General features: G+C 62.1%; 24 protein-coding genes. 11 read left to right on the forward strand and 13 right to left on the reverse strand.

Translation table 11 applies throughout. The features are described 5' to 3' along the window. The 3 genes from Thiowin_RS03225 to Thiowin_RS03235 form a co-directional block, all read right to left on the reverse strand. Complete coding sequence (locus Thiowin_RS03225; RefSeq protein WP_328986303.1) at positions 1-936, reverse strand: hypothetical protein; 936 nt, start codon at positions 934-936, stop codon at positions 1-3. A 213-nt stretch (positions 937-1,149) separates the two neighbouring features. After that, positions 1,150-1,551, reverse strand: coding sequence for a type II toxin-antitoxin system VapC family toxin (locus tag Thiowin_RS03230; protein ID WP_328986304.1), 402 nt, complete (start codon positions 1,549-1,551; stop codon positions 1,150-1,152). Then, positions 1,535-1,780: an antitoxin gene (locus tag Thiowin_RS03235; protein ID WP_328986305.1), complete on the reverse strand. Its 246-nt coding sequence runs from the start codon at positions 1,778-1,780 to the stop codon at positions 1,535-1,537. The genes Thiowin_RS03230 and Thiowin_RS03235 overlap by 17 nt, the downstream gene beginning before the upstream one ends. A 605-nt stretch (positions 1,781-2,385) precedes the next feature. Between Thiowin_RS03235 and Thiowin_RS03240 the strand changes: the two genes are divergently transcribed. The 4 genes from Thiowin_RS03240 (at position 2,386) to Thiowin_RS03255 (ending at position 7,164) form a co-directional block, all read left to right on the forward strand. Next, positions 2,386-2,811 (forward strand): hypothetical protein, encoded by a 426-nt coding sequence (locus tag Thiowin_RS03240; protein ID WP_328986306.1) that lies wholly within the window; start codon positions 2,386-2,388, stop codon positions 2,809-2,811. A gap of 80 nt (positions 2,812-2,891) precedes the next feature. Next, a complete protein-coding gene (locus tag Thiowin_RS03245) occupies positions 2,892-5,126 on the forward strand; it encodes an AAA family ATPase (protein ID WP_328986307.1) in 2,235 nt (744 codons plus the stop codon). A 167-nt stretch (positions 5,127-5,293) separates the two neighbouring features. Then, on the forward strand, positions 5,294-6,409 hold the full coding sequence (locus Thiowin_RS03250) for a hypothetical protein (RefSeq protein ID WP_328986308.1): 1,116 nt from the start codon (positions 5,294-5,296) through the stop codon (positions 6,407-6,409). A gap of 530 nt (positions 6,410-6,939) precedes the next feature. Continuing rightward, on the forward strand, positions 6,940-7,164 hold the full coding sequence (locus Thiowin_RS03255) for a hypothetical protein (RefSeq protein WP_328986309.1): 225 nt from the start codon (positions 6,940-6,942) through the stop codon (positions 7,162-7,164). A 31-nt stretch (positions 7,165-7,195) separates the two neighbouring features. Here the strand turns inward: Thiowin_RS03255 and Thiowin_RS03260 are convergent, their stop codons facing one another. Further along, entirely contained in the window at positions 7,196-8,392 is a 1,197-nt protein-coding gene (locus Thiowin_RS03260; protein ID WP_328986310.1) for an RtcB family protein, read from the reverse strand. A gap of 656 nt (positions 8,393-9,048) precedes the next feature. Between Thiowin_RS03260 and Thiowin_RS03265 the strand changes: the two genes are divergently transcribed. The 3 genes from Thiowin_RS03265 (at position 9,049) to Thiowin_RS03275 (ending at position 11,161) form a co-directional block, all read left to right on the forward strand. Next, a complete protein-coding gene (locus Thiowin_RS03265; protein WP_328986311.1) occupies positions 9,049-9,411 on the forward strand; it encodes a cupin domain-containing protein in 363 nt (120 codons plus the stop codon). 92 nt (positions 9,412-9,503) lie between these two features. Next, on the forward strand, positions 9,504-9,983 hold the full coding sequence (locus tag Thiowin_RS03270; protein ID WP_328986312.1) for a hypothetical protein: 480 nt from the start codon (positions 9,504-9,506) through the stop codon (positions 9,981-9,983). Next, positions 9,980-11,161 carry a Bcr/CflA family multidrug efflux MFS transporter gene (locus tag Thiowin_RS03275; protein WP_328986313.1) on the forward strand — a complete coding sequence of 394 codons (1,182 nt, stop codon included), beginning with the start codon at positions 9,980-9,982 and terminating at the stop codon, positions 11,159-11,161. Before Thiowin_RS03270 ends, Thiowin_RS03275 begins: the two co-directional genes overlap by 4 nt. A 34-nt stretch (positions 11,162-11,195) precedes the next feature. Here Thiowin_RS03275 and Thiowin_RS03280 read toward each other — a convergent pair whose 3' ends face one another. Beyond that, positions 11,196-11,594: a hypothetical protein gene (locus Thiowin_RS03280; protein WP_328986314.1), complete on the reverse strand. Its 399-nt coding sequence runs from the start codon at positions 11,592-11,594 to the stop codon at positions 11,196-11,198. Between the two features lie 186 nt (positions 11,595-11,780). On the opposite strand from Thiowin_RS03280, the gene Thiowin_RS03285 reads away from it, so the two are divergent. Further along, the gene (locus Thiowin_RS03285; protein ID WP_328986315.1) at positions 11,781-11,906 is read left to right on the forward strand and encodes a hypothetical protein; all 126 of its coding nucleotides are present in this window, start codon (positions 11,781-11,783) and stop codon (positions 11,904-11,906) included. A gap of 297 nt (positions 11,907-12,203) precedes the next feature. Here the strand turns inward: Thiowin_RS03285 and Thiowin_RS03290 are convergent, their stop codons facing one another. The 4 genes from Thiowin_RS03290 to Thiowin_RS03305 all read right to left on the reverse strand — a co-directional run bounded on the left by Thiowin_RS03290 (position 12,204) and on the right by Thiowin_RS03305 (position 15,787). Next, positions 12,204-13,151: an Rpn family recombination-promoting nuclease/putative transposase gene (locus Thiowin_RS03290; protein WP_328986316.1), complete on the reverse strand. Its 948-nt coding sequence runs from the start codon at positions 13,149-13,151 to the stop codon at positions 12,204-12,206. A 647-nt stretch (positions 13,152-13,798) separates the two neighbouring features. Beyond that, positions 13,799-14,566, reverse strand: coding sequence for a competence/damage-inducible protein A (locus Thiowin_RS03295; protein ID WP_328986317.1), 768 nt, complete (start codon positions 14,564-14,566; stop codon positions 13,799-13,801). A gap of 45 nt (positions 14,567-14,611) precedes the next feature. Next, complete coding sequence (locus Thiowin_RS03300) at positions 14,612-15,232, reverse strand: LysE family translocator (protein WP_328986318.1); 621 nt, start codon at positions 15,230-15,232, stop codon at positions 14,612-14,614. 123 nt (positions 15,233-15,355) lie between these two features. Then, on the reverse strand, positions 15,356-15,787 hold the full coding sequence (locus Thiowin_RS03305) for an OsmC family protein (RefSeq protein WP_328986319.1): 432 nt from the start codon (positions 15,785-15,787) through the stop codon (positions 15,356-15,358). Between the two features lie 20 nt (positions 15,788-15,807). On the opposite strand from Thiowin_RS03305, the gene Thiowin_RS03310 reads away from it, so the two are divergent. Beyond that, entirely contained in the window at positions 15,808-16,260 is a 453-nt protein-coding gene (locus Thiowin_RS03310) for a VanZ family protein (protein ID WP_328986320.1), read from the forward strand. On the opposite strand, the gene Thiowin_RS03315 is transcribed toward Thiowin_RS03310, so the two are convergent. Beyond that, positions 16,245-16,985 (reverse strand): MBL fold metallo-hydrolase, encoded by a 741-nt coding sequence (locus Thiowin_RS03315; protein WP_328986321.1) that lies wholly within the window; start codon positions 16,983-16,985, stop codon positions 16,245-16,247. The genes Thiowin_RS03310 and Thiowin_RS03315 overlap by 16 nt on opposite strands. 125 nt (positions 16,986-17,110) lie before the next feature. Here Thiowin_RS03315 and Thiowin_RS03320 point away from each other — a divergent pair, with 125 nt between their 5' ends. Next, positions 17,111-17,809 (forward strand): HAD hydrolase-like protein, encoded by a 699-nt coding sequence (locus tag Thiowin_RS03320; protein WP_328986322.1) that lies wholly within the window; start codon positions 17,111-17,113, stop codon positions 17,807-17,809. 116 nt (positions 17,810-17,925) lie between these two features. Here Thiowin_RS03320 and Thiowin_RS03325 read toward each other — a convergent pair whose 3' ends face one another. The 3 genes from Thiowin_RS03325 to Thiowin_RS03335 form a co-directional block, all read right to left on the reverse strand. Next, entirely contained in the window at positions 17,926-18,486 is a 561-nt protein-coding gene (locus Thiowin_RS03325) for a hypothetical protein (RefSeq protein ID WP_328986323.1), read from the reverse strand. A gap of 87 nt (positions 18,487-18,573) precedes the next feature. Next, on the reverse strand, positions 18,574-21,237 hold the full coding sequence (locus tag Thiowin_RS03330; RefSeq protein ID WP_328986324.1) for a type IA DNA topoisomerase: 2,664 nt from the start codon (positions 21,235-21,237) through the stop codon (positions 18,574-18,576). Between the two features lie 48 nt (positions 21,238-21,285). Beyond that, positions 21,286-22,689 carry an HD domain-containing phosphohydrolase gene (locus tag Thiowin_RS03335; RefSeq protein ID WP_328986325.1) on the reverse strand — a complete coding sequence of 468 codons (1,404 nt, stop codon included), beginning with the start codon at positions 22,687-22,689 and terminating at the stop codon, positions 21,286-21,288. 281 nt (positions 22,690-22,970) lie between these two features. Between Thiowin_RS03335 and Thiowin_RS03340 the strand changes: the two genes are divergently transcribed. Further along, complete coding sequence (locus tag Thiowin_RS03340) at positions 22,971-23,282, forward strand: hypothetical protein (RefSeq protein WP_328986326.1); 312 nt, start codon at positions 22,971-22,973, stop codon at positions 23,280-23,282. The last annotated feature ends 56 nt before the right edge of the window (positions 23,283-23,338 follow it).

A 23,338-nucleotide genomic window follows, 5' to 3' on the forward strand; every position in this document is an offset into this window, starting at 1 on the left:
TCACCCCGTCACACCCAGCACCCGCCGGTCGCGCGGCCAGTCCTCATGCAAGAAGCCGCTCGCGACCAGCCGGGCTTCATCGCGCACTGGCAAGCGCATCTCCAGCTCGTCCATCAGGTCGAAGAATTCATGGATGCTCAGCCCCTTGCCGGCATGCACGAAGGCGAGCAAGTCTCCGGGGGGATGCACCAGTCCGCGCTGCCGCAACCGCTGCAACGCGCGCTCGCGCTGATCGGGGCGATGCCACAGGGTGGCAGCGGTACGAAATTGTTTCGTGCGCTTCAAACACTCGCGAATGTCGCCCGGGTCGTAACCGATAGGAGTGCGGGATAACAGCAGCGTGCCGTCGATGAGCAGTTGGATCGCCAGCCGCTGGGCGGCGGCCATGCCGGGCGCTGGCTCGATAACGGCATCAAAGGCGCTGTCCAACGCGGCTTGTTCCGTTGCGTTCCAGGGCATTGAGGCGAGGTGTCTTGGACGGTTGATCACCACCGCGACGCAGTAGACGCATTCCGGCGGTCGCCAGCCTGGGGCATGCCGGGCTAGGTCAGCAACGGCCTGCGGATCACTGGCATCGATCACCACCACGACGTAGTCGCCCGGCGCGACCTGAGCGTGCAGCCAATGGGTAACGGCCCGGGGCTCCTGTGCCGACTGCGCCATCAGCTCGACTTGGTCGACATCGGTGCGACGCTTCAGGGTTTGGATAAAGGGGCTCGCACCGGCACCAAGGCCGATACAGCAGGATCGCGAGGGAGGGAACAGGGCCGTCATGACAAAGCCGCCGCCGGCTTCTTCAGAACGGGTCGCCGTCGAGTGCGGCTCGAACGGCCGCAACAGGGTTGTGAACTTGTTGCTCGCGGCCCCTACGCCAGCGCCACCCAGCGGCCAGAGCAGGCCAGACCCGAGTGCTTGCAGCCATTGACGGCGATTCATCCTGCCTCCCTCCCGTGCATTGTGTTTTCCGCCGACAGAGTCGTCGACTCGGCTTCAGTCTAGCTGGACGTTGCGACTGAGTTTGTCGCACGTCGGTCGCCATCACCGACCAGTCAGACGGTCTTCGTCGTTGCTGGGTGATTTCGCGAGCCAATGAGACAGCCGCTCGGAACGCCGTTGATGATCAATCGACATGGGCTTGGCCTCAATCGGTCAGAGCCAGTCTTCGCAGCGCAAGCCCGGGACGCGTTCAAACTCCCGGCGATTATTTGTCACCAAAACAGCATTTTCCGCCACCGCGTGGGCTGCGATCAGCAGATCCATGTTGCCGATCGGCGTGCCGGCGCGTTGCAGCTGAGCGCGCAATTGTCCGTAACAGCGCGCCGCGGCTTCGGTCCACGCCAGCACCCTCAGCCGCTGATAGAAATCCTCAATGTCGCTCAGAATCGCGGTGCCGCGGGTTGGATGCAGCGCGGCCCCAAATTGCAACTCGGCAAGGACGATGGTCGAGATGGCGAGGTTGTCATGTCCGACTTGATCGAAGCGTTCCTTGACGGCGATTGGCCGTTGTCGGATCACGAAGCTACAGGTGTTGGTATCAAGCATCCAGGTCATGGAAGCACGCTCGGTCCTGTGGTGGCTCTTGGGCGCGATCCTGGAGGAAATCCTCGGGGGTTGCGCTGGGCTGGGTGAAAAAATCATCCCACCCGCTGGACTTCTCGCGCAACACCACCGTGTTTCCGACTTTCTCGATCAGAACCTCGGTGCCTTTCATGCGGAACTCGGCCGGCAGTCGCACGGCCTGGCTACGACCATTCTTGAAGAGTTTGGCGGTTGCGGTCATCGATGATCCTCCGGGATGCCATGGGCGCGGTCTATACCATCAGTATAGATCGGTTTTACGACCATCGTGCCGTTCCCGGTGGCGGTTCCCGATGATTTTTCACCAGTCTAGCCATGCATCGCCCCCTCTTTCGCGTCTCCTTTTTTTTGGCCGGGGGAAAGCCCGATGAGAGTCCAATACGACAGCCTTCGTCGCATGTCCCCGCTATATTGATCATCGCGCTGTCGGCCCAGCGGCGTGAAGCCGATTGGCACGAGACGCCAAGCCCCAACAGCGAAACCGGGTCTTTCCCGACGAGCGGTCGTTTTTCAACCCTGAACGGTCGATTTTCGCGGAAACGCGACCGCCGCCTAACGGATATCACAGGGTTCTGGCACATCCGGACGGCTGGATTTTGGTTCTTTAACAATTCATTCAATGCTGCCGCATCCCCCGCGCGTTGCGACCGCTCGGGCGTTGATTGCGCCCCGGCGACGACTTTTCTGGATTAGCCCCAGGCTGAAACAGCCCGTCAACACGGATATTCATGCACGAAATGGCAAACAGCGCTGACGTCATCTTTCAGTTTTCTCGCCTAGTCGAACACCCACGCAGGAGATTCATCCATGCCGAAAAACACTGACCGCCTTAGCTCCCACGATTGGCTCGTGCGCATCGGCCTCGATGAGGACGGCCAAAACGATCTGCTATTAGAGGACGAACCACTCGACAACCTGACCGGCGATCCCTCCTCGGCGCTGCGCGAGCGCTTCCAGCAATGGCAGCAGCGGCACCGTTTCGCGCCCGGCGATCTGGTGGTCTGGAAGCCGGGACTGATGAACAAGCGCTACCCGCGTGCCACCCAGCCAGCGGTGGTGCTGGAGGTGCTCGATCAGCCGGTGTTCGACAGCGAACGGGATGCCGGTAGTCCCTACTTCCGCGAGCCGTTGGATCTGGTGCTTGGGCTGTTCGTCGATGAAGGGCCGAATCGCGGCGACTTTCTGAACTGGCATTACGACAGTCGCCGCTTTCAACCCTGGCAGCCCGACTGAGTTTGAGCACCGGCCCCCTTGGGGTCCGGTGAAAACATATGTGAGTTAGGACATTGGCAATTTCACATCAGGAGAAACGCATGACTGACAACCTTTACCGCTGGCGCCCCGACCTAAACGCTGTCACAGCCCATGAGCTGCGCCTGGCGCGCTTTGCGCTGGGGCTGCTATTTAGCGACAAGCGCGTGCGCGAGCGCCTGGAGGATCGCGATTTTCTGCGCGCGCTTTGGGATCTGACCGGGACGTTGCTGCCGACTCGGTTCCGTGCCGAACTTTATGCGCAGGCAGCTGACACTGACGAGGACGACGAGGATGACAAGGACCTAAGTGATCTGATCAGGAAGCTGGAAGCGGAGCTTGAGCGCCCCCTTCCCGAGCCAGATGAGAATGAGCACTTGTTCTCTAGCCGTGGTCCACTGCGCAAGTTTTACCGGGGCCTGCCACGCCGGATGCTCAAGCAATTGGATCAGGCCGACGACAATCGCTGCATTTCGCCGGTGGCCAGTCTGCTCAGCCAGTCCCTGGGGCTGGACGCCACCGCCGAACGCATCCTCGAGTACCTCGACCTGCGCGACACCAGCAGCGCCTTTGACGAGTTGGTGAACGAAGGGCGTATCAATCGGCATGTGCGCGGTGATGTGCGCCATTGCGTCGCGACCATGCTGCGCATCGATGAGCGGGCGCTGCGCCGTTCCGTGCAGAAAAGCGCTCCGCTGCGCCAGCTCGGATTACTGGACTATCGTCGTAACCATCCGGATGTCGAGGATCTGCTGAAGCCGAGCGATCTCTTGAGCGATCTGTTTGAGGCCGAACCACAGGATGAAGCCGCGCTGCTCGCCCGCCTGGTCGAACCCGCCCCGGCGGGGGACTGGACACCGGCGGCCTTTCCGCATCTGCGCGAGCGTGCGCTGGAGGTGCAAGAGACCCTGGCCGCCGCCGCACGCTCGGGCGTCGCTGGCGTCAATGCACTCTTCCATGGCCCGCCGGGCACCGGCAAGACCGAGCTGGCGCGCGCGCTGGTCGCAACCAGTGGACTGACCGCCTATCAGGTGGCCAGTACCGAGGACAACCGCGACGGCCAGGAGGGCGGGCTGGATCGTGACGGGCGCCTGTCCGCCTACCTGGTCGCGCAACGCCTGTTGGCCAAGCGCCGGGACGCGGTGCTGATCTTCGATGAGGTCGAGGACGTGGTCACCCAACAGGACAGCTTGTTCGCGCTGCTCGGTGGTGCCGGCCCGACCGGCGAGCAAAAAGGCTGGATGAACCGCATCCTGGAAGAGAATCCAGTACCGGCGATCTGGATCAGCAACCAGACCCGCGGCATGGACCCGGCCTTTCAGCGCCGCTTCCTGCTGCCCGTGGCCTTCGTCACCCCGCCGCGCTCGGTGCGCTTACAAATGGCCGAGCGGCATCTCGGGGATCTTGGTCTGCCGCCGGCCTTGCTCGACGACCTGGCAGCCGACGACAAGCTCGCCCCGGCCACCCTGGGTGCGGCGCGTCGCCTGCTCGACTTGCGCCCGGATGCGCCCAAGGAAACCACGGTGCGGCGCAACATCGCCGCCATGCGCCACTTGTTGCATGGCGCGCCCGCGCCCCGGCGGCGGGAGTCGGCGACGGATTTTGATGTCGCTTATCTGAACCTGGCCGGCGGCATTGCGCCCAGCGCCCTGGTGCGCGCACTGGAGCGCGAGGGCAGCGCCCGGCTGTGCTTCTATGGCCCGCCGGGAACTGGCAAAACCGCTTTTGCCGAGGTATTGGCCGAGGCGCTGGATCGGGAACTGATCGCCCGGCAGGCATCGGATTTGATCTCACCCTATGTGGGCGAGACCGAGCAGAATCTGGCGCGGCTATTCGTCAGTATTGACCCAGAGCGGTCGGTGCTCTTTTTGGATGAAGTCGATAGCTTTCTGGCGGATCGCCGTCAGGCGCAGCGCCCTTGGGAGCGCACCCAGGTCAATGAGCTCTTGCAGCAGATGGAGCGCTTCCCCGGCATCTTCATCGCCGCCACCAATTTAATGAGCGGTCTGGATGCGGCGGCATTGCGGCGGTTCGACTTCAAACTGCATTTCCGCGTGCTCAAGCCAGAGCAACGGCTTGGATTGTTCGCGCGGGAAGCGCTCGGCGACGCGCACGCTGTGGTGCCTAGCAATCTCGCCTCGCATTTGGAGCGGTTGGAGTCGCTGACACCGGGGGATTTTGCCAATGTGAAGCGCCAACAGCGGCTGCTCGGTGAGCGGCTGGAGCCGGAAGCCTTTCTGCGGCGGTTGATGGCGGAGTGTCGGTTGAAGGAGACGGGGATGCGCGAAACAGCTTAGGTGCCCGAGGCTCGCCCCGCGTGCGCGGGGTGCAGCCTGGCCGAGGGCAACAGGCGATCCACCGGTTTGGATTGCAAGGTTCCAGTGAGTGACCATCACTCTGCTACAATGAAGACGAATCGTAACCAGCATTGGTTTGGAGAATAACCATGTTTTTCCGACTTCCCGTGAAGATCATTCTCTTGATTCTCGCCTGCATCTCCGCCGCTGTGATCTGGCAGCAGGCACAATTGGCGGTTTTGGCGCTGGGTCGTATTGACCCGGTTCCTGAGGTTGAGACGCTGATCGCCGAGGAGCGATACGCCGAAGCGGCCGATTACCTCGATTTTTTCCTGAACTACGATTATGTCAGGGACGACCCAAACGCACAGGCGTTGCATGCCGAAATCGAAAAAGTGCGCGGCAGCCTTTCCTATCGGGCAAGCAAGCTTGGCGAGGGCTTGTTTGAGGGCACCAGCGATGAAGCCATCGGCAAGGCGGCAGGAGTGATCACCGATTTTTTCGTTATTGGCGACCTGCGCGATCTTGCCGCGCAGGGCTCCAACTGGGTGCAGGGTGAAGAGGTCGATGAGGTGGTTGCGGCACTGGCCGCCATCGGCGTAGTCGCGACCGCGGCTCAGGTCGCCAGCGCGGCGGCCACGGTTGGCACCGCGGGTGCGGCGGCTCCAGCAGCGGCCGGTACGACGGGGGTGAAAGGGGGAGTGACCATCCTGAAAGCCGCCCGCAAGCTCGGCAAACTGCCGCCTTGGCTTGGAAAAACGCTCGTCAACAGCGCGCAAACCGTAAAAAAGACCAAGAAACTCGATTCCGTCACCGATCTCTTCAACGATGTTTACCGGCTGGCTCGCACACCTGGCGGTCTGAATCTGTTGAGCAAGACCAGCGATGCTGCCTCCCTTAGACGGATGGCGAAAGCAGCTGAAACCTTTGGCGATTCCACCGCCACCCTGTATCGCATCGGCGGTCCGACTTTTTTGAAAACCGCCGCTCGGGCGAAGCAACTGGGAACCGAGAGCATCAAGCTGGCCTCAACCTATGGGGTGAAAGGGCTCCGCGTGCTGGACAAAATCGGGCCGACGCGCTTTATCAAATATTCCGCCCGCGCTTCGAAAATCGCTTACAAAGGTGATTTTTTTGACTTGATCGCGCGTTTCCTTGCCATGCTGCCTACCTGGCTCCTCTACCTCCTGTGCGGCCTAGGTATTGTTGCCTGGATACCTTGGCAGTGGTTGAAGCGGCTTGGTCAGTCACTCATTCCCGAGAAACAAATCCCAGCCGCTTGAGCGTTAAAAAAACAAGCGCATCAAGCCCGTGGGCTGGGGTGAACGGTAGTGGCCCCCAGCATCGTCGCTGGCAAAATGCTGGGGTTCCTGCCTCACCCCAGCTTTCGCAAGTGAGCTAAATTATGAGGAAATGTCACAATGCCAAAGCGTGGTTACCTTCTCGCGCAGTTTGACAACGAGATTAGTTCTGCTTTGTTAGGTTCTGTTTTTCGTATGTTACTGACTTAAAAGCCTGTAGAAAATTGCTGGCTCAGCTCTGTAGTTCTGCAACACTCCGAAAAGCCCCTGGAAGCACCTAGGCCAATTAACGGCAATGCTGTCCGCAAGCGGACGCCGTGTCGGGCCGTCCGCGAAGGCGACTGTATCGAGCGACAGTCAAGCGGCTGGCTCGCTGGCGAGCAACCTCCTGGAGAAGGTGCTCTTGCCTGAACCAGCATTACCCAGAAGAATGACTTTCACGGTTGTCCTTGGCAAGATAGGCCCGCGAGACAGTCGCGCTGATGGTGTCTCGTCGGCATTGGGAAGCAATCATGGCGGTTATCCTCTGGCTTGTCATCGCCGCCTGGTCCTTTCACTGCATGGATCTGTTTTCCAGTGATTGGCTCAGGGGCGCTTTTTGTCCGATTCTTTTCGGAATGGCCATCCTTGTGCTGCTGGTCAAGCTCGTCTCCCGCTTCGGAGCAGGAGCTGGCGACGGATTCGGTGGCGATGGCGGGGATTGGTTTGACGGCGGTGGTGACGGAGGCGGTGATTGAGCCTCCATCCACCAAAGCCGCCTTGCTTGGCTCATCCCTTCACGCACACCACCTGCTTCAAGGTATGCACCACCTCGACCAGGTCGCTCTGGTTGGTCATGACCTGGTCGATGTCCTTGTAGGCGCCGGGGATTTCATCGAGCACGCCTTTGTCCTTGCGACAGACCACGCCTTGGGTCTGGGCTTCCAGATCGGCCGGCTTGAACTGCTTCTCGGCGGCGGTGCGGCTCATGCGTCGGCCAGCGCCATGGGCGCAGGAGCAGAAGCTCTCGGGGTTGCCCTTGCCGCGCACAATGTAGCTTTTCGCGCCCATGCTGCCAGGGATGATGCCCAGATCCCCCTCACGCGCGCGAATCGCACCCTTGCGGGTGACCCAGACATTGGCGCCGAAGTGGTTCTCGCGATCCACATAGTTATGGTGGCAGTTGACCACTTCCTCGGTGACGCTGAACGCTGGCAGATGCCGGGCGAGCGCGGCCAGCACCAGACGCATCATCTGGTCACGATTCTCGCGCGCATAGGCCTGCGCCCAGGAGACGGCCTCGACATAGTCATCGAAATGCTCCGTGCCCTCGGGCAGATAGGCCAAATCCCGATCCGGCAGCTGAATCATCCAGCGCTCCATGTCGCGGCGCGCCAGTTCGATGAAGTAATGGCCGATGGCGTTGCCAATCCCGCGGCTGCCAGAATGCAGCATCACCCACACGCGGTTGGACTCATCCAGACAGACCTCGATGAAGTGATTGCCCCCACCCAGGGTACCGATCTGGTTGACCCAGTTGGAGAAGCGCCCGAACGCCTTGAGCAGTTGCGGGTGCTTGTCGGTCATGGCCTTGAGCGGCGCGGCGAAGGGCTCGGCGGCGGTGGTGAGCGCGCGATCATCCTTGTGCTGCGCGCGCCCGACCGGCACGTCGCGGCTGATCTGGTCGAACAGCTTTTTCAGGGCCTTTTCATCGATCTGCTCGGCCGTCAGCGAGGTCCGCGCGGCGGCCATGCCGCAGCCGATGTCGACACCGACGGCGGCCGGGATGATGGCCTTGTCGGTCGCGATCACACTGCCGATGGTGGCGCCTATCCCTAAATGCACATCGGGCATGGCGGCGACATGATGATGGATGAAGGGCAAGGTCGAGATGTTGATGAGCTGCGCTTGTGAGCGCGCATCGATGTCGTCGGTCCAAACCTTGACGGGCTTGGCGCCCTCAGTGAATACCTGCCGAATGGGCATGTTGTCCTCCTCGCCGCCCTTGAGCGGCTTTGTTGATCCGGCTCCTCTTGGAACAAGAGGGACGCCGAGATGACATGACCGCCATTAACCCTGACGGGCCAAGGCAGCCAAACCACGGCGGGGATGGCGTTGCGAACAGGAGGTTTCGGGACGGAAGCCTGGACACTCCGGTGTTGCTCAACCCCGCCAGATCGACTGACGGGGTGACCGGTCAGGCGATCAGCACATGCGCGCTGGCGTTTTGCCGAATGGTCGGCGGTTGAGGTGGCAGCGGCGCGGTGATGTGCGACGTTGATGGGCGGGGAACGCGCTTGCGAAATCACGCGCACGCAGAACCACCATGCCGCCTGATCGGGAATCGGCGGCAGTCGGGGTGATCGCGACGGTGGGAATGGTGGGACGCAAGGCGTTATCCTGACAGCGAAGCATCATGGAAACGGTTGTCTGAAGACATCCGCGAAAGTGAGAAGTCTAGACCCGATGCGTTCGTCCCGCAACCGGCGAAGAACCGGCATCGCGGGCGCTGGCAAGGGGATCGGAGAGCCAGCCGCAATAACCTTGCGCGCACTGATCACCTATTCGCGATTAACCAGCGCGCGAGTGTCAGGCACCCGATTCAAACGCTGAAGGCCACATGCCCCTTGGTGCACGCGAGAATGGAATTGATCGGAAACCTGTTCGAGGATATCCCGCCGACGCTGCCAGGCGAAGTTGTCGAGGAACTGATCCGCGCCCGTCATGCGCGCATTGAGCGGATCCTCTCCCATGGTCAGTCGTCGCCAGAGACGGGCTGGTACGACCAGGACGAGCATGAGTGGGTCTTGGTGCTGCAAGGCGCGGGACGGCTATTATTCGACGATCAGCGCGAGGTGCTACTAAACCCAGGGGATCATCTTCTGATTCCCGCGCATTGCCGGCACCGGGTTGTGTGGACCGACCCTGAGCAGGTCACCCTTTGGTTGGCTGTGTTCTTCCGTGAGATAGAGGGTGCGCCTCCGCATCACGAGGGCGCGGCGTAAGAAACTGATGCTGTCAATGGATGCTGGCCCGAATGATCGCTAACACCCGCATTGCGAGCTATCAGCAGCAAGCTGCGCTTGGTCCCTGAAGGATGCTTGATCCAAGCACGACTGAATCCATGCCCGACCTGCGCCAACCCGATCCCACTCCCGCCGAACGCGCCCTTGCCGTCGGTGACTTTTCCGCGGCGGCAGCCGGAATGGCTCTGGCCTTGTCGGTCTATGTCCTCTTCACCCGCACACTGCATGGCGCCGGGAAATCGGTGCCCAACCCACTCACACCGGCCGCGCGGCGACGCCTGCCTGGGTTGGCCGGGGCGCTGTTGCTCGGCACCGGGCTGCTTTATCTGCTGACCGGCCTCTGGCATGGCTGGGAGGTGAGTGCCCAAGCCGCGCGCATCAATCACGTGGTCTTTGTGCTGGCGGTCATGGCTTCCCTGTACAACTTCCACGCCATGCGGATTCAATATGAGCAGCACCGCTCAATCGCTGGTGGAAATCGCCGCGCGCAGCGGCCTGTGGCTCCCGGATGCACCGCAGGCGCTGGTTTTAGCGTGAAGGAATTCGCATGATCCACCGCGCGACGCTGCCGCCGATGCTGCTCGTAACGCTTGGCGCCCTGGCGGCGCTGACGCCCTTCGCGATCGATCTTTACCTACCGAGCTTGCCGACACTTGCGCGCGATCTGGACAGCGATATCCGCCTGGCGCAGTTGAGTGTGACGCTGTATCTTTGGTTCTTCGCCAGCGCACAGTTATTCTTTGGGCCGTTATCGGATGTGCACGGGCGCCGACCGCTGATCGGCGGAGGTTTGCTGGTCTTTGCCCTCGGCGCGCTGGGCTGCGCACTGGCCCCGTCGATCAGCTTGCTGCTGCTCTGCCGCGGTCTGCAAGCCATTGGCGGCGCCGCTATTGCCGTGACGATTCCGGCCTTGGTTCGAGACCGCTTCGCGAATGATGACTATGCTCGGGTGATGACCCTGGTGATGTTGATCATGGGACTGGCTCCACTCATCGCACCGAGTCTTGGCGGACTGTTGCTCTTGCTGGGCTCCTGGCGCTGGGTGTTCGCCACCCTCCTTATCATTACTCTGGCCACGGCACTGCTATTCACCCGGGTTATTCCCGAAACCCTACCACCGCAGCGGCGGCAGCCGCGTCTAGGCGCGCAACTGCGCCACTATGGGCGCATTCTTGGCCATCGGCGAGCGCTGGCTTATCTGGGCACGGCCTCGGCCAGCTTCGCGGGGCTAATGGCTTTTGTGGTGGGCTCGCCCTTCGTCTATATCGAGCTGCATGGCATCTCGCCGCAGATCTTCGGCCCGTTGTTCGGTGCCAATGTGGCGGCGGCGCTGGTGGTCTCGCTACTAAACGCCCGCCTGATTCCGCGCTTTGGCGCCGAACGGATGCTGCGCGTTGGGCTTGGCGTCCAGGTCTTCGTTGCCGTGCTATTGCTGGGGTTAACTAAAGTGCCCGAGCCAAGCCTGTGGCTCATCGCACCCTTGACTGGTGCTTATCTTGGCATGACAGCACTGATCATGGGCAATGCCATGGCTGGGTTCATGGCAGACTTCGCCGCGCTGGCCGGCACCGCCTCGGCCTTCGGCGGCGCGGTTCGCTTCGCAGTGGGCGCACTCAGCGGCTCGCTAATCAGTCTGTTGCACAACGGCAGCGCCACGCCGCTCTTGGTTGGAATGGGGGTGAGCGGTTTGCTGGGCGGGTGTTGCTATTGGCTTGGTGCGCGGAAGTGAGGCAGGCAGGTCTCCGCCGTCAGAGCAAAGGCCCTCACCAACAGGGGGCGGCCAGGCTGGACGCCAATCCCATGACATCCCAGGGCGAGGGCATCGGCATCCCGGACGGGTATCCACCGGCCTTGAGGCGGATAACAAACTCGGCCCATTGCAGCGGACGCGGCAGACCACCATGCCGCAACGCCAGCGCATGCAATTCACCCACAAAGGCACGATCGCAGGCAATATCGGAGCCAAAACCGGCGGTGCAAAGATCGTGTCGCATGCAGGCCGCGTCGAAGGGGTCGATAGGTGGCGGAACATGGCCGGCTTGGGGCCAATCGATCCCGCACCAGTTGCCATAGATGGGCATGCATTTGAAGGCCAGAGCGCTCTCGCTGCCGCCGGCAAGACTCATAGCCATCAATGCAACCACAATTGTCTGTCGGATCATCGAACCTCTCCGCTCTTGGATCAAGACTGTGCGAAAGTGTAGCACGCGCGTTCCTCCGATCTCATCGACGCGATCAACCAGAGAATCGCAATACGCTCTTTCAGGGGCGACATCGGGCAAGCAATCATTGCCAAAGTCCCCAATCGATCATCAGAGGACATAATCAACGCATCGGAGTCTGGTTCTATGTCCAAACCAAAGCACCCCTGGCAATTTCGATCACGCTTTCGCGCCAATGCCTTCGGCTGGAAGGGCTCCAAGCTCGCCTGCGAGCGGCTCAAGCAGGCGCTCACACTCACCGAGATCATTTAGGTGGCGCGCTCGGACCCGTTGCTCGCCGCTGAATTTAACGGGTCGAATTTAACCGAATTTAACGGGTCAGGATCGATTTAAATATCGGGAACAGACCAGGACGATCAAATCGCGTTACGTTTTGCTCCAACCGAAGCTGTTTTCGCTCTCGCTCAACCGGCCCGGCTGAGCTTTAAAAACCGGGCCAGGCTCGCATTATTTTCCCTGCGCGCGACACCGCCTGCCTGGAGAAGGGGGGATCACAAAAATGACTTTAACAATCGGAAACCCCTTATAGCTGCGCTTGAGGGATGCGAATCACTGCTCGGCGGCGGTGTGCAAGGCAGCCAACCAGGAGTCGGCATCGGTGCACAGCACAACATCGTCGGCAAGCTGCTCGAGCCGATCCAAATCGGTGATACGCTCGAGCATCGGCTTGCTTTGTTCGGCAGCGGCCTCGCCGAAGCGACTGTGGAGTTGGCGCAGCAGCGTGCGGCGGGTACTTTCGATAGCGCCTTCCTTGTGGCCTTCCCTGCGTGCCGCGTTCAGCAGTGTGACCTCATCACTTAGCGCACGGGCGCGCGCTTCGGCCCAATAGCGCTCCTGCTCATCGGCGCTCAGGACGCGCAGCTTGGCGTGGGCTTTCTGAACGGCGGGGTGGGCGAGATTGTTCATGACAGCCTCCTCGTTCCAGTGCTCGAAGTAAGCGATCCAAGCGGACAGGCGCTCGGGGAGTTGGCCGAGCCGGTCGGCCTTGCGCAGTTCGACAATGTTGACCTCGATGGTTTCCTCAAGGCGCTTGGCGCGCTGGGGATCGTACATCACAAAGCGCCACAGGGCATTGTTCTTGTCGCCGGGCTCGCCTTTGAACAGGTCGAAATCGAGCAGATGGATGCCGATGACCGCCTGGGCTTGCTGGTAGTCCTTGCCGACTTCGAGTTGCTCGCTGTAGAGGCGCGAGAGGTACATCATGGCGCGCCGGATCCAAAACGTGAAGTGTTGCACCTGAATCTCGATGTTGAAGCGCCGCCCGCGCTCATCGACGCCCTTGAGATCCAGCACCAGGCGCTTGCCGGTGATGCGCTCGGGCGTCAGGCGGGCATCAAGCAGGGTGATCTCGACAATCGGTGGTTCGTCGGCGCGCACCGCATTAATCAGATCGATCAGCAACTCCGGCTCTTCGGAGAAGATGCGGAAGAAGACGTAATCGTTTTTCGGATCGAGCAGGCGGTTGGTTTTCTCGGTCATGGTAGGGGCGGGCAACATCGGTTTCGCGCTCGGATAAGGCATATGTCACCACGAACCGCTAGCCTTGACCAACCACGGAGGCTAACTGTAATCAAACGGGTCCAATCAAACGGGTCAGGTTAGGTTTCATTTTCCTGGATGAGATTGAATAAACCTGCGCTATTCGCCAAACTCTGTGCATTCGAGCGGGTTAACAGTTGCGCAACCGGCCCGGCTTTTAATGTTTTTCGGCTGGAAAATCCCAAGACCTCCGAATAATGATCGAAAGGCGTGAAAACTGGGATGATTGCTCTTGACCTTTAACGCTTCTCTCAGTGGTTGCATCTGTTGTGGATTGGACGTCGGACACCTGAATTGGCTGCGCAGTCGTCGCGATCAGCGATAAGCCCCTGTGGAGAACCCAGAAGACCTGTTGGCTCGCCCGCGTTTGCGTGTTTCACTGGAGCACTTCGAGATGGTTGAGCCGCAATCAGGCGGCGAGCCCCATGCCGCTGTCGCGCTTGGCTTCCAACTCCTGTCCTCAAGGAACCGCCTGGTCTTGAAAACCGGCGAGATCCAGGAGCGCCAAACACTGCCCCCCGATCCGTCTCTGGAACAGGTTGTGCTGGCATTCAACCGCGCAAGCGCGCGGTGTCGCGCTTTGTTGCCGAGGTGTCAGATTTGCGCTAGGGCTCGCGATAACGCATCTTTGCCGCCCCGAGCCGCGCCTTGAGTGCGTTCATGGCGGAATCCAGCGCACCGCGACCGCGAAAGCCCAAGCGGATATGCGCGTCCTCACCCATGTGCGGCAGGCTAAAGAGCTTGAACGCGGGGAATTCCGCCCCAAGCGCCTGCATGATGGGGATGAGCTGACTCTCTGGCACCCCAAGTACCTCAATCGCTTGTTCCGCGAGCGGCGCCGACAGCTCTCCAGTGGACCCATACAGAGTGTCGAGCACCCAGTCCGCCATTGGCCAGGCCATGGACGGGAAGCCGGGCAGGAAGCAATGTCGATGGATCTGAAAACCCGGCACCTGGGTGACCGGATTGGGGATCAGAGTGCTGCCATCGGGGAGCTCGGCCATCAGAATTCGGTGCGGATAGGCCTCGGCGCCAAAACGCTCCTCAATGATGGCGCGCGCCTCGGGATGCTGCACCAGGGGGGTACCAGCCGCGGCGGCGGCGCAGGCGCGGGTATGGTCATCCGGGGTCGCGCCGATGCCGCCGCAGCAAAAGACCGGCTCGCCAGAGGCAAAGGACAGCCGCAAGTGGCGCTCAATGGTCGGCGGATCATCGGGCAGCATCCAATACCAGGCCAGCTGATGCCCGCGCGCCAGCAGCCGCTCGCGCAGCGCCGGAAAATGGCCATCGCTGCGGGTGCCATTCAGCACCTCATCGCCGATGACAATCAGTCCGAAGTCAAGTGGTCCACTGATCTTGCAGGTTTCCAACATCTTAAGACATTTCTGTGTAGGGACGAATGGATTCGCCTAATGGATTCACCACCCGAGCAATCGCAGACCGTCCCGCGCCAGACCAAGCGCCAGGGCGCAAAGCGCGAGCCCAAGCACAACAAGGACTGTGCGGTAGGCACGCTGGTTCAGGTATCCGCGCGTGCGGCCCATCAGCATTGCAATCAGCACCTTGGTGCCAACCAGCAATCCATAAAAGCTCAGCAGAAAAGCCGCTGGCGCTAGTGCGCCAGTTTCGCCGGCGCGAGTCAGAATCGGCCCGCCAACACCCAGCCAAAACAAATAAGGGTGGGGGCTAAACACATTGGCCAGCAGGCCCTTGCGCAGCGAATGGGGCGCGACTGGCACTGCCTTGGGGTTGGGCAACTGAGCCGGCGCGCGCAGTGTCTGCAAACCAAAGCCGAACACCAGCAGGCTACCCACCAGCGACAGGGCACCGAGCACGGCATCGGAATCCGCCCACTGACGCAGCAGCAACCAGCTCGCCAGCACCAGCGGCAGATCGGTGATCAAGGGCGCAAGCGCGACCCGCACCCCGGCAGCCGTGCCATGGCGCAGCGCCTCGGCCAGCACCAGCGTCAACAAAGGCCCAGGCGCGACACCGGCGGCAAGTCCAAGCACCAGGCCAAGGATGAAGAACTCAGTCATTGTTCGTCAGGGTGCGTGGTGTCAGGCGGGGCAAGAGCGGATCGCAGTGGCGAAACGCCAGCTGAAGCGAGCCTGGTCAGTATAAAGCAGCCGCTTTTCCGAACGCCCAACAGGCTCAAGGTCTTAATCAGCGGCTGCCTTAACCGTCGGTTCCATGTCCACTGGGCAGTTGAGCGAGCGTGCAATCAAACAGAGCTTGTGAGATTTTTCCAGTATCCTCTGTCCCTGCTCCTCTTTGCCGGCGGCAACTGTCAGTTCGGGGCGAATCAGAATGCGCTTGAAACGGTAGCCGATCTTGCCCTCCTGGATCAGCTCGCCCTCGGCGGTTGAGCGGTAGTCTTTGATCTCGAGTTGTGACATGCCGGCGATGACCAGCACATAGTTTGCGAGGCAGGTCTCGGCCGCGACCACCAGCAGGTGCTCGGGGCTGAAGCGATCATGGCTGTGCGGGGAGCCAACTGGCAAGGTCGCATGCTCGTCAATGGCGATATCGCCACCTTCGCCATCTCCTGTCCAGCTGTAAGCGGTGTGATAATGCATGGGAATTTGGCTCATCTTGGGAATCTCCTTGGGTAATGAATGACACTATGAATTGCCTTGGTGCCTCATCAGCGCATGGCCAGCCGATCCGGCTCAAGTTTTGGCGCGGCATCGCCTGGTTGCTGGTGATTCTGGTGGTGGTGCTATCGGTGCTGCCGACCAGTGTGCCACCGGGATTTGATGGTGGCGACAAGCTTCAGCATCTGCTGGCTTATGCGGTTCTGGGGTTTTTCTTCGCCGTCCTCTATCCGCGCCACCAGCGCCTGGCTCTGCTGGGGCTGATTCTGCTCGGAGCCCTGTTGGAATGGGTGCAGGGTCTGCTGCCGGTGCGTGTTGCCAGTCTGCCCGATTGGCTGGCCGATGCCTTGGGTGTTTTGCTTGGCATCTGGCTGGCGCAATCCCGGGCGCGGGCTCTGTTTGCCTGGCTCGAACAGAAGATCCTGATGCTTGCCATGGTATTGGGCCGCCGCGCTCACAGGCGCAATTGAGCCCCGGCGCCGCCGGCATGGGCATTTTCGCCAAAGGCATGATGGAAAGCAGCGATGCCGGCTTCGCCCGTGCAATGGGTGGCCATCACATCGGTGATGCCGAGATCCCGCAACCGCTGGATCTCGGCAGCAATGGCCGACGCGTCGGAGTACATCAGATGAAAACCACCGATGGCCCAGCGCGCCGGCGCGGGCAGCCAGTCGTTCGCCCTGGCGACCAGGGCGCTCATGCCTGGGTGGGCGCAACCGCTGATGACCGCAGCACCGCTTGGTGTCTCGAGCACCAGCGCATGCTCGGGTGGGTCGCTTGCGAGCATGCCGGTGGAATGCACGCCCTTGGCGATCTGGAGCGGTTCGTCATCGGCAATAAGGCAGTGGATCCCAAGGTCGATCAAATCGCCAAGCAGATGTTTGGAGAAGCCGCTGTGCAGCACGCACTTGATGCGGGGGTTAAGTTCGAGTATCGAATCCAGCCCGCCAATATGATCCCAATGTGCATGCGACAGAAACAGCCAGTCGATGTCGGTCGGCGCCACGCCAAGCGCGTGCATGTTGGCCAGCAGCACGCGTCCGTTGCTGCCAGTGTCAAACAGCAAGCGGTGGCTCGGCCCCTCGGACCCGAAGGCGAGGCCAAACTCAATAAGGGCAGAGAAACCCCAGAGGGGACGCGTGCCAGGCGCGCCCGGGATGTTGTCGTAAAGGATCTGGAGTTGCACAGGTGTCATCGCGGTTGGCTTCTTGGACGTCGAGGAGACTTGCGGGTTGGATGGGTGGCATTCCAGCATGCCGGGCGACCTCCGGTCGATGAAATCTGTCACCGCGCGGGCCAGGCTGCCGGCGTGCGGGCGCCATGACCAGCTCAAGCCAGCATGATGCCACGCCGACCGGCTCACCTCGGTGCGGAGGGGTGGACGGAAGCTTTGGGCTGGTGGCGTTCGATTTCGACGGTACCCTGGCCGACAGTTACGGCTGGCTGGTGGGTGCTCTGAATCGGTTGGCTCCGCGCCATGGCTTTCGCGCCCCAAGTCCCGCTGAGGAGCCCAAGCTGCGCCAACTTAGCGCGGCGGCCATTTTGCGCCGGCTTGGGATTGCGTGGTGGAAGCGCCCGCGGGTGGCCCGCGCCTTGCGCCAGTTGATGGCGCGGGAGATCGACCAAATCCGGCTCTTTCCCGGCATTCCCAGCCTGGTGCAAAGCCTACGCGCCCACGGCCTGAGACTGGCCATCGTCAGCTCCAACGCGCCGGAGAATATCGCCTCCGTTCTGGGGGAGTGTCACTTCGGGCTCTTTGAGCGGGTGGAAGCCGGTCTGAGCCTCGGCGGCAAGGCGACAAGCCTGCGCGCCCTGCGGCGGCGTTATCGGCTCGCACCCGGGCAACTGCTCTACATCGGCGATGAGGTGCGGGACTTGGAGGCCGCGCGCGCGGCCAAGGCGGCAAGTGGTGCCGTCGCCTGGGGCTACAACCACCCGGATGCCCTGCGCGCCTTGCAGCCGGATTTTCTGTTTGAGTGTCCCGAGGACATTGCCCGGGTACTGACCCCGCATGGCTGAGAGGGCTCGGCTGCGATTCAGGCGCGAGCCCGGACGCGCGTGAGGCCAATATCGAGCGCCCGGGTCAAGCAATGGGATTAAGAACTGGGATCAGAAACGGGGATCAGGCGCTGGCATTAGGCACGACCGGAGAAGGAACTGAAGGCAGAGGGATCTCCGCCACGCGACTGGCTCCCGTAGGAATCCATCAGTCGTGTGACATTTTGGCGCACTTGTTCGTTGACATTCATGTCCCGCGCGCCTTCGCTCATGATGTTCTCCGCACCGGGATTGGCCTGGCCGGTCTCCAGCGGCCCCGTGGCGCGCGTCAAGGCTTGCAGTGTCGGCGTGAGATTATTCCCGGCGCTCATGTCCGAGCGTCCAGGGCCTGTCGTGCTGGCGGGATTGGTGGTCTCGGTGCCGGGTGGATTTTGTCCAGGCACTGATTCCAGCATGCTCGAGCGCGCCCCGGGTTGTTCGCCCGGGCGGAAGGCACCCTCTTGCTGCCCGATTTGCAATTGGCTCTGCGAGCGATCTTGCAACCTATCCTGCAGCTGGGTTTGCTCCGGCATGGGCGCGCCGTTCTCGAGCGGCGATGAACCCTGTTGTTGGCTCAGTGCCGCCGACGACATGTTGCCAATGCTCTGTTGCGGGTAGTTCAGCGGTTGAAAGCTGGAAATGCTGCTGATTGCGCTCATGGTTGTCTCCGTGCCGGTTGCACCGGCGAATCTGGCTCCCAGGTCACCTTAAGAATGATTGGGCTTGTTCTCTTCAATACTAGCCGATCAATGGTTTCCAGTGGAGGATTTTTTGCTCGCGACAGGGATCATCCGGATGCCGTCCTCGGCGTCCAGTCGCAGGCAGGCCCTGCTCGGCACGCCATCGGGATCCATCAGACCATCGATAGGGGCGCTTTCTCCGCGCGCGATCAGGTCGCGGATGTGTTGCTCATCGAGCTGCACTCCAAACTGCTCGCGCCAGATGACGAAGTCGCAGCCCTCCCGATAGCGGTTGCAACCATAGCCACGGCGCCCTTTGATGATTTGCCCCTGTCGACACTTTGGACAAGCTCCGAGGCCAGAAGTTTGGTTGGGGGATGAGGCTAGGGGAAGCGATTGGGACTGGGCTTCCGGCTGCTCGGTCGCGGCTGACGACGGGACAGGTCGCGGACTCGTCTCGGGTGCTGTGCTGGTTTGAGGCGAGGGCGTATCGAAGTCGAGCTTGACCCGGCCCTTGGCGTCAAGCCGCAAGCGGGCGCTGAACGCCTTGCCGGCTTTGGAGCGGAAATCACCTAGGGGCGCGGTCTGGCCGGTCTCGATCAGGGCTTGGAGTTCGGTCGGGGTGACCTGGTGCCCGGCGATAGTTTTCCAGACGGTAAAGCCGCAGCCGTCCCGGTAGCGGTCGCAGCCGAAGGCGCGGGAGTTCTCGGTGATCTGGCCCTGCTGGCAGATGGGGCAAGTGCCGAGATCGGCTGTAGACCGGGGCGCGCGCTTGCCCCGGCCTTTCCCGCGCGTGCTCTTGCCGCCCTTGGTACTCCCTTTGTTGCCCGGCGCGAGCGCGCGCGCGGCGACGATCTGCTCGGCGCTCATGGCGGCACCCTCGGCCACCCGGGGGATGAGCGCGCGGATAAAATCACAGATGTCGCGATAGAAGGCCTCGGCATCGCTCTCGCCGCGCTCGATGGCCTTCAGGCGCTGCTCCCACTCAGCGGTCAGCTCGGGGCTGCGCAGGGGCTCGGCGACCAGCGCGATCAGCACCCGGCCCTTTTCGGTGGCTCGCAGGGTTTTGCGCTGGCGTTCCACATAACCGGTGCGAATCAGCTTCTCGATGATCTCGGCGCGGGTGGCCGGGGTGCCGAGTCCGCTGTCCTTCATCGCCGCCGCCAGCGCATCGTCCTCGATCTCGCGCCCGGCGTTTTTCATCGCGTTCAGCAGGCTGGCGTCATCGAATGGGCGCGGCGCCTGGGTTTCTTTCTCGACCACCTCAAGCCCATCGACAGTGACAGTCTGGCCTTGCTCCAGCGCGGCCAGGGCGGCGGTCTGGGGCGGCTCGGTGTCGGGCTCGCTGGCGGTGCGCTTGGTTTTCAGCTCGGCGGCTTTCCAGCCCGGATCCAGCACCCGCGCCGCCTGGGCGAGAAAGCAGGCGCCGCCGATGTCGAGCCGGACATGGATGTCGAGCACCCGCTGATCGGGCAGAAAAACGGCGACAAAGCGCGCGCAGACCAGATCATAGATGTGTTTGAGCGGCTCGGGCAGGCTGGTTGGCGCCCGGGTCTGGGTGGGCAGGATGGCGTGGTGATCGGTCAGCCGCGTTTTGTCGACATAGGCTTTACTGAGCTTGTGCCCGGCGGCCAGGCGCTCGGCGGCGACGGGCGCGAGCGGGTGGCCGAGGGCGCCGAGAATACCCGGCAACTGGGGCAGCATGTCCTCGCTGATGTGGCGGCTCTCGGTGCGCGGATAGCTGATCAGCTTGTATTGCTCATAGAGTTGCTGGGCGAGTTCAAGCGTCTTGGCGGCGGTGAAGCCGAAATGCCGGTTGGCGTCGCGTTGCAGATTGGTCAAATCATAGAGCGGCGGCGGGCGTTGACGGCGTTCCTTGCGCTGGATGTCGGCGACAGTGCCGCTGTGGTGCGGGGCGAGCTGCTCGCGGTGCTTTTCGGCCTTGGCCTTATCATCGATGCGCGTCTCGCTATCCTCTGGCCAGTGCGGCGCCAGGCGGGCGTCAAAGCCCTCGCGCAGGTGCGCGACCAGTTCATAAAAGTAGGCTTTCTGGAAGGCGGCGATGGCGGCATCGCGCGCCACGATCATCGCCAGCGTCGGCGTCTGTACCCGTCCGATGGTGCAGAGCACGCGGTTGCGCACCGTATAGGCGCGGGTCAGATTCATGCCGATCAGCCAATCGGCCTGGGCACGGGCGCGCGCGGCGGCGGCGAGTGGATCGAAGGCGCTGCCGGGTTTGAGCGCCTGGAAGCCGGCGCGAATGGCCTCGTCGGTCAGGCTCGAGATCCATAGCCGCTCCACCGGCTTGGTGCAGCGCGCATGCTGGTAGATGAGCCGGAAAATGGCCTCGCCCTCGCGCCCGGCATCCGTGGCGCAGACCAGGCGCTCGGTTTCCGGGGCATTCAACAGCGCCTTGACGATCTTGAACTGCGCCGAGGTCTTTTTGTCGGTGCGCAACCGCCAGCGCGCCGGGATCATTGGCAGTTGGGCGAGCGACCAGCGTCCGGCCCAATTGACTGTTCCACCCGAGGTGGCCTGATCATCCCCCGCCGCGCGCTCTTGCGTTCCGTAGTCATCCGGCTCGGCGAAGTGTACCAGATGCCCCAGCGCCCAGGTGACGCGATAGCCGCCGCCTTCGAGATAACCCTCGTGGCGCGCACGCGCGCCCAGGACACGCGCGATGTCACGGGCGACACTGGGCTTTTCGGCCAAAACCAGGGTGGTCACCATGGGGCCCTTGGTCTGAGTGGCTTGCGCCTTGTGCGCTTTGCGCGCGACTCAGTTGGCTGGTTCCAGGTCCTCAAGGCGCAGGCCCTGGCGCTGAAACAGCTGGATGCAGATGGCCGCGGCGTCCGGGTCGTAGCAGCTGCCCGCGCCGCGGGCGATCTCTTTAAGGGCGGCGTCAAGCCCGAGGGCTTCGCGATAGGGACGGCGGGAGCTCATGGCATCCACCACGTCAGCGACGGACAGGATGCGTGCCTGCAGCAGAATGTCCTCGCCCTGGAGTCCGCGCGGGTAGCCGCTGCCGTCGATTCGCTCGTGGTGCTGATGGATCATTTCCGCCAGCGGCCAGGGAAAGTCGATGCCGCCGATGATGTCGCGCCCGACCGCGCAGTGGGTTTTAATCAGCATGAACTCAGCATCGTTGAGTTTGCCCGGCCGGTTGAGGATTTCCGCCGGGATATAGAGCTTGCCGATATCGTGAATGGTGCCGCCCATGTAGACGCCATCGACGATATCCTGATCCAGTCCCATCGCCAGTGCCATCTCGCGCCCCAGGGTGGCGACGCGGCGCTGATGACCGGCGGTGTAGGGATCACGCGTCTCGACCGTGCGCGAGATGGCCTCGATGGTTTGCACCAGGGCGGTGCGGATGCGCTCTGCGCTGGCGCGCTTTTCCTGTTCGGCCAGGTGGCGGTCGGTCAGGTCACGCAGCGTGAGCACATGGGCGCGCTGGTTCTCCCAGGTGGTTTCCATTGCATGCAGTTCCACCGGCACCAGTTCGCCCGTGGATCGATGTACGTCGATTTCGCCGCAGCTGCTTTGGGAAGTGAGCCCGAGCGGGAAGTTCTCGAGTTCGCGTTCGTCGCGCGCAAGCAGACGTTGCGCTGCGGGATTGGCGAAGCGCACGCGGCCGCTGTCGTCGGTGATCAGGATGGCATCTGGGTTGCGATGAATAATTTCATCGAGTTGGCGCTCGCGGCGCTTGGTCTCGCTGATGTCGACAAAGATGCTCACATGGCCTTGCGCGCGACCGGCTCCGGGTCCGGCTCCGGCTCCGGCGCGCCGGGGCAGGGTGCTGACGCGTACCGGAAGAGCCTGACCGTCTCGATGCCGAGCGACCACCTCACCCTGCCAACTCTCGGTCGTGTCACACTGTGGCAAACTGCCAAGGTAATCGAATCCAGGCAGCCCGGAGCCGTCCTTGCCATTGGGTAGATCCAGCAGTGCCAGGCTGTCTAGGCTGTCGCCAAGGAGGTCGGCTGCCGGGTGGCCAAAGAGTTGCTCAAAAGCGGCGTTGACATACTCAATCACGCCAAGGTGGTCGGTGATGCAGACCGCCTCGGGCAAGCGGCTGACAATGGACTCCCAGGTGCGCAGCTGCTCAACCAGCGTCTGGCGGGAGAAGCCTGGCTCGGAGCGGGCAGGCTTTAAGCGGGATGCGGCAATGACTGAAGGCATTGGATGATGGATGAATCGCTGGGGAAGATGCTGGACGGCTGCCAGTGTAACAGGCGGCCATCAATTGAGAGCATAGTTCATGAACCACCCTGGGCGCTGATTTTTCGCGTTAAAAGTGAATTCAAGGAGTAGGTTCACGCGCTGGATGCGCTTGGGGTCAGACTCTCGTTATGATGTCTGTGTCCGCCCAGCTCTGACCGCCTCGGAAACCGGCCGCGCCCTCGGTTTCTCGGGACTGATCCCTATCACATTCCCCTAATTATAAGAGAGACCCTCCGCCCATGAACTCTTCGCGCCTGCCACCACACACATCCAATTCGTCATCACCGACATCACCGGCTGCCTCGCCCCTGGAGCGCGTCGAGGCGCTGTATCTCGAGTTGGTCGCGCATTATGGCGACGGCGACCAGCGCGAGTTGCGCGCGGCGGCCAAACTGCTGCTGGTGGCCCTGGCGCGGTTTCGCACCCATGGCGGACCGGACTGGGCGCGACTGCTCGATGAGTATGTGGTCTTGGCCAAGACCGATCCGGCGCGTTTCGAGCGCCTGCTCTCGAGCAATCGCAGCGAGCCGCACGATGGCATCTGGGCCTGACGTATAGTGCCGCGGGGCAGCGGATAACGCCTTGAATGAGACTGGATATCGCCATA

The sequence above is a fragment of the Thiorhodovibrio winogradskyi genome, assembly GCF_036208045.1.
Taxonomy (GTDB): Bacteria; Pseudomonadota; Gammaproteobacteria; order Chromatiales; family Chromatiaceae; genus Thiorhodovibrio; species Thiorhodovibrio winogradskyi.

Coding starts and splice junctions, on each gene's coding strand:
- Thiowin_RS03225 (WP_328986303.1), bottom strand. CDS start 936: ATGAATCGCCGTCAATGGCTGCAAGCACTCGGGTCTGGCCTGCTCTGG.
- Thiowin_RS03230 (WP_328986304.1), bottom strand. CDS start 1,551: ATGACCTGGATGCTTGATACCAACACCTGTAGCTTCGTGATCCGACAA.
- Thiowin_RS03235 (WP_328986305.1), bottom strand. CDS start 1,780: ATGACCGCAACCGCCAAACTCTTCAAGAATGGTCGTAGCCAGGCCGTG.
- Thiowin_RS03240 (WP_328986306.1), top strand. CDS start 2,386: ATGCCGAAAAACACTGACCGCCTTAGCTCCCACGATTGGCTCGTGCGC.
- Thiowin_RS03245 (WP_328986307.1), top strand. CDS start 2,892: ATGACTGACAACCTTTACCGCTGGCGCCCCGACCTAAACGCTGTCACA.
- Thiowin_RS03255 (WP_328986309.1), top strand. CDS start 6,940: ATGGCGGTTATCCTCTGGCTTGTCATCGCCGCCTGGTCCTTTCACTGC.
- Thiowin_RS03260 (WP_328986310.1), bottom strand. CDS start 8,392: ATGCCCATTCGGCAGGTATTCACTGAGGGCGCCAAGCCCGTCAAGGTT.
- Thiowin_RS03265 (WP_328986311.1), top strand. CDS start 9,049: ATGGAATTGATCGGAAACCTGTTCGAGGATATCCCGCCGACGCTGCCA.
- Thiowin_RS03270 (WP_328986312.1), top strand. CDS start 9,504: ATGCTTGATCCAAGCACGACTGAATCCATGCCCGACCTGCGCCAACCC.
- Thiowin_RS03275 (WP_328986313.1), top strand. CDS start 9,980: ATGATCCACCGCGCGACGCTGCCGCCGATGCTGCTCGTAACGCTTGGC.
- Thiowin_RS03280 (WP_328986314.1), bottom strand. CDS start 11,594: ATGATCCGACAGACAATTGTGGTTGCATTGATGGCTATGAGTCTTGCC.
- Thiowin_RS03285 (WP_328986315.1), top strand. CDS start 11,781: ATGTCCAAACCAAAGCACCCCTGGCAATTTCGATCACGCTTTCGCGCC.
- Thiowin_RS03290 (WP_328986316.1), bottom strand. CDS start 13,151: ATGTTGCCCGCCCCTACCATGACCGAGAAAACCAACCGCCTGCTCGAT.
- Thiowin_RS03295 (WP_328986317.1), bottom strand. CDS start 14,566: ATGTTGGAAACCTGCAAGATCAGTGGACCACTTGACTTCGGACTGATT.
- Thiowin_RS03300 (WP_328986318.1), bottom strand. CDS start 15,232: ATGACTGAGTTCTTCATCCTTGGCCTGGTGCTTGGACTTGCCGCCGGT.
- Thiowin_RS03305 (WP_328986319.1), bottom strand. CDS start 15,787: ATGAGCCAAATTCCCATGCATTATCACACCGCTTACAGCTGGACAGGA.
- Thiowin_RS03310 (WP_328986320.1), top strand. CDS start 15,808: ATGAATGACACTATGAATTGCCTTGGTGCCTCATCAGCGCATGGCCAG.
- Thiowin_RS03315 (WP_328986321.1), bottom strand. CDS start 16,985: ATGACACCTGTGCAACTCCAGATCCTTTACGACAACATCCCGGGCGCG.
- Thiowin_RS03320 (WP_328986322.1), top strand. CDS start 17,111: ATGACCAGCTCAAGCCAGCATGATGCCACGCCGACCGGCTCACCTCGG.
- Thiowin_RS03325 (WP_328986323.1), bottom strand. CDS start 18,486: ATGAGCGCAATCAGCAGCATTTCCAGCTTTCAACCGCTGAACTACCCG.
- Thiowin_RS03330 (WP_328986324.1), bottom strand. CDS start 21,237: ATGGTGACCACCCTGGTTTTGGCCGAAAAGCCCAGTGTCGCCCGTGAC.
- Thiowin_RS03335 (WP_328986325.1), bottom strand. CDS start 22,689: ATGCCTTCAGTCATTGCCGCATCCCGCTTAAAGCCTGCCCGCTCCGAG.
- Thiowin_RS03340 (WP_328986326.1), top strand. CDS start 22,971: ATGAACTCTTCGCGCCTGCCACCACACACATCCAATTCGTCATCACCG.